At 71.0% G+C, this 3,788-nt stretch carries 4 protein-coding genes; 3 read left to right on the plus strand and 1 reads right to left on the minus strand.

Features of this window, described 5'->3' with window-relative positions; translation table 11 throughout:
• Positions 1-43 precede the first annotated feature (43 nt).
• On the minus strand, positions 44-1,210 hold the full coding sequence (locus DVH02_RS32725; protein WP_233518598.1) for a pyridoxal phosphate-dependent aminotransferase: 1,167 nt from the start codon (positions 1,208-1,210) through the stop codon (positions 44-46).
• 126 nt (positions 1,211-1,336) lie between these two features.
• Between DVH02_RS32725 and DVH02_RS35785 the strand changes: the two genes are divergently transcribed.
• From DVH02_RS35785 to DVH02_RS32740, 3 genes are all read left to right on the plus strand, one after another.
• Positions 1,337-1,774 carry a hypothetical protein gene (locus DVH02_RS35785; RefSeq protein ID WP_199566504.1) on the plus strand — a complete coding sequence of 146 codons (438 nt, stop codon included), beginning with the start codon at positions 1,337-1,339 and terminating at the stop codon, positions 1,772-1,774.
• 436 nt (positions 1,775-2,210) lie between these two features.
• Entirely contained in the window at positions 2,211-2,729 is a 519-nt protein-coding gene (locus DVH02_RS32735) for a DUF2617 family protein (RefSeq protein ID WP_114627479.1), read from the plus strand.
• Positions 2,730-2,783: 54 nt separating this feature from the next.
• Positions 2,784-3,788, plus strand: a 1,005-nt coding sequence (locus DVH02_RS32740) for a spermine/spermidine synthase domain-containing protein (protein ID WP_456113501.1), incomplete at its 3' end; no start/stop codon positions are given.

The raw sequence follows: 3,788 nt of genomic DNA on the forward strand, positions 1-3,788 counted from the left end.
CGGTCGGACCCACCGCCCCCGGGCGGGCACCGCGGGCGGGGGTTCAGACGGAGTCCCGCAGATCCCGCAGGTTCCGCAGCCGCTCCGCGGCCTCGCGCAGCACCTCGTCCCGCTTGCAGAACGCGAAGCGCACGAACGGCGCGCCCTCCTTCTGGTGGTCGTAGAAGACCGCGTTCGGTACGGCGACCACCCCGCACCGCTCCGGCAGCGCGCGGCAGAAGGCGAAGCCGTCCGTCTCGCCCAGCGGACGGATGTCGGTGGTGATGAAGTACGTGCCCGCCGGGCGGTAGACGTCGAAGCCGGCCGCGGCGAGGCCGTCGGCGAGGATGTCGCGCTTGGCGCGGAGGCCGGCGCGCAGGGTGTCGAAGTAGCTGTCGGGCAGGCGCAGGGCCTCGGCGATCGCGTACTGGAAGGGGCCAGAGGCCACGTACGTCAGGAACTGCTTCGCCGAGCGGACCGCCGTGACCAGCGCGGGGACGCCGGTGATCCAGCCGACCTTCCAGCCCGTGAAGGCGAAGGTCTTGCCGCCGCTGCTGATGGTCAGCGTGCGCTCGCGCATGCCGGGGAACGCCGCGAGCGGGAGGTGTTCGCCCTCGAAGACGAGGTGTTCGTAGACCTCGTCGGTGACGACGAGCAGATCGCGTTCGACGGCGAGTTCCGCGATGGCGGCCAGCTCACCACGGGAGAGGACCGTACCGGTGGGATTGTGGGGGGTGTTGAGGAGGATGAGACGGGTGCGGTCGGTGACGGCGTCGCGCAGTTCGTCCAGGTCCAGGTGGTACGCGCCGTCGCGGGGGCGGAGCGTGACCGGTACGCGCACCCCTCCCGCCATGCCGATACAGGCGGCGTACGAGTCGTAGTACGGCTCCAGGGCGATGACCTCGTCGCCCTGGCCGACCAGCGCGAGCAGCGCGGCGGCGATCGCCTCGGTGGCCCCGGCGGTGACGAGGACCTCGGTGTCGGGGTCGTACGTCAGGCCGTACCGTCGCAGCTGATGGTCCACGACGGCGGAGCGCAGTTCGGGGACGCCGGGGCCCGGCGGGTACTGGTTGCCGAGGCCGTCGCGCAGGGCGCGTACCGCCGCCTCCCGTACGGACTCCGGGCCGTCGGTGTCGGGAAAGCCCTGGCCGAGGTTGATCGCGCCGGTGCGCAGGGCGAGGGCTGACATCTCCGCGAAGATCGTGGTGCCGCCGAGCCATTCTTTGGTCATGGCGGCCATCCTGTGCCGAACCTCTGGGGTTGCTCAAGTCGGCTTTGGGCTGACCGGGCCGGGGGGACAACCTCAGTCACCGGGGGGTGCCCCGGGTCACGGGGGACCGAAGGGCGGGTGGGGTCGATGACAGGTACGGACGTGGTGGTGCTGGTGCTGGTGGTGGCCGCGTTGATCGGGATCGCGGCGAGCGTGGACAGCCGGGAGCGGAGCCGGAAGCCGCTGAGGGCACGGAAGTCACCGTCGCTCAAGTCGCCGAAGCCGCTGAAGTCGCTCAGGCCGGTCAAGTCGGTCAAGTCGCTCAACAAGCGGCGTACGAGTGGTCGGTCGGACAGCCGGAGCTGGTGGGTCGCGGACGCCACGGCGACGAGCGGTGGCGGGTCCTGGGAGTTCGGGGCGGGCGACTCCGGTTCTGGCTCCGGTTCCGGTTCCGGTTCCGGTTCTGGCTCTGGTTCTGGCGGATCCGGTGGCCATCACTCCTGCGGTGGTGGCGGCCACTCCTCCTGTGGAGGAGGCGGTTCGTCCTGCGGCGGCGGCGGGGGATGCGGCGGCGGAGGCAGCTGACACGGGGCAGCTGGTCCGCGGCGAGAGGGTGGTGCCCGGCGGTAGTCATATGCCGCTGGGCACTGCTGTGTTGGCGGTCCGGCAGCCGCGGTGGCAGGGTCGGTGACAGCCCTGTGGCGGCCTGTGGCGGCCCCTGGGGCAGGTCGGGTGGCGGCGGCGGCGCCGGTGAAGTGCGCCCGGCGTACGCCGGATTCTTGTGAACAGTTGAACTCTTGGGCCCCCGGGGGGATGGAAACCCCGTCAAGTTGGGTAAAAACACTGCGAGCGTCGCGTACCTCGTGATTCCCTCGTTGTTGAGAGCTTCCAGCCCTCGGACCGCCTGGGACCTCCTATGGCGCCGAGCCGGCGATCTCGCCCTTCAAGTTCCCTCGCTCATCAGCTCATTGTCCGGGACGTCCCCGGCCCACCCGTCAAGCGTGTTCTGCGGAGCCGATCCATGCTCACCACCCTCAATACCGCCTACACCGACACCCGTGCCGCCGATCTGGCCTGGGCGTTGGGCCGAGGCCCCGTCCCGGCGCTGGCCGTACTCGATCTCGATCTCGCCGGCGCCGGACTCCAGTTACGGCTGCTCGGCGCCTCCCACCAGGTGATTCTGGAGGAGGAGGGCGGCACCTGCTCCGAGACCGTCGCCTGCATCCCGGGCAGCAGCACCCCATTGCCGCTCGGCGTCTCCAAGCGGCTGGGGGAGTGGGAGTACGAATTCGCCGCGCGTGTCGAGACGCTCTCGCACAGCTCGTTCGCCGGGCGGGCGCAGGAGCTGCTCGCGCTGGTCGCCGACCACCCGAACGGGTTGGCGGGCACGTTTCCCGGCTCGCCCAACGCGTTCACCGCGATGCTGGCGCAGCGCGACGAGGGGCAGGTCCGGTGGCGTACCTGGCATGCCTACCCGCAGGAGGGCCGTCTCGTCACGACGCGGACCCGCGTCGGGGTACGTATGCCTGCTGTGGCCTGATTGCACTCTTCCGGGTGACAAAAAGAATCCAATCGGCGACGTAGCGTTACGAGTGTGATCGAGCAGCAGTCCGTGTCGTCCTCGCCCCCGGCCGGGACACGGCTGCCCGATCGCGCCGACGCCGCGCGCTATCTGATCCTCACCGTGGTCTTCATCTGCTCGGCGTGCGGTCTGGTGTACGAGCTGGAGCTGGTCGCGCTCGCCTCGTATCTGATCGGGGATTCCGTCACCCAGGCGTCGGTGGTCCTCTCCGTGATGGTCTTCGCCATGGGGCTCGGCTCGCTGGCCGCGAAGCGGCTGCGGCTGCGGGCGGCGTTCGGCTTCGGACTGCTGGAGGCGGGGCTCGCCCTGCTGGGCGGCTGTTCCGCGCTGGTGCTGTACGCGGCCTTCGCGTGGATGGGCGAGGCGCGGTACGCGCTGGTGGGGTTCTCGCTGGCGATCGGCATGCTCATCGGCGCCGAGATCCCGCTGCTGATGACTCTGATCCAGCGGTTCTCCCGGCAGGAGGCCGACGGGACCGTCGCGGATCTCTTCGCCGCCGACTACGTGGGAGCGCTGATCGGCGGGCTGGCCTTTCCGTTCCTGCTGCTGCCCTGGCTGGGGCAGCTGACGGGAGCGCTGTTGACGGGAGCGGTCAACGCGGTGGCGGGCGGCGCCCTCGTCCTGACGCTCTTCGGGAGGGATCTGACACCGCGCTCGCGCTGGGTGCTGCTGACCGTCAATGTCCTGGTGCTGGCGACGCTGGCGACGGCCGCCGTGCTGGTGGACGACTTCGAACGGGCGGCGCGGCGGGCGGTGTACGGGACCGGGGTGCGGGTCGCCGTCCACACCGACGTGCAGGAGGTCGTGCTGACGGGCGGGCGCGACGGGCCGCTGGAGCTGTATCTGGACGGGCGGCTGCGGGTCAGCGGGCGCGACGAGTTCCGCTACCACGAGGCGCTCGTGCACCCCGCGATGCGCGGGCCGCACGCGCGCGTGCTGATTCTGGGCGGCGGCGACGGACTGGCCGCGCGCGAGGTCCTGCGGTACGGGGACGTGCGCGCGGCCAGTCCGTCGCCG

Source organism: Streptomyces corynorhini (assembly GCF_003346515.1).
In the GTDB taxonomy this organism is placed as follows: domain Bacteria; phylum Actinomycetota; class Actinomycetes; order Streptomycetales; family Streptomycetaceae; genus Streptomyces; species Streptomyces corynorhini.

Bases quoted from the DNA above. Each gene is read 5' to 3' on its own strand.
- DVH02_RS32725 (WP_233518598.1), bottom strand. From the start codon at position 1,210: ATGACCAAAGAATGGCTCGGCGGCACCACGATCTTCGCGGAGATGTCA.
- DVH02_RS35785 (WP_199566504.1), top strand. From the start codon at position 1,337: ATGACAGGTACGGACGTGGTGGTGCTGGTGCTGGTGGTGGCCGCGTTG.
- DVH02_RS32735 (WP_114627479.1), top strand. From the start codon at position 2,211: ATGCTCACCACCCTCAATACCGCCTACACCGACACCCGTGCCGCCGAT.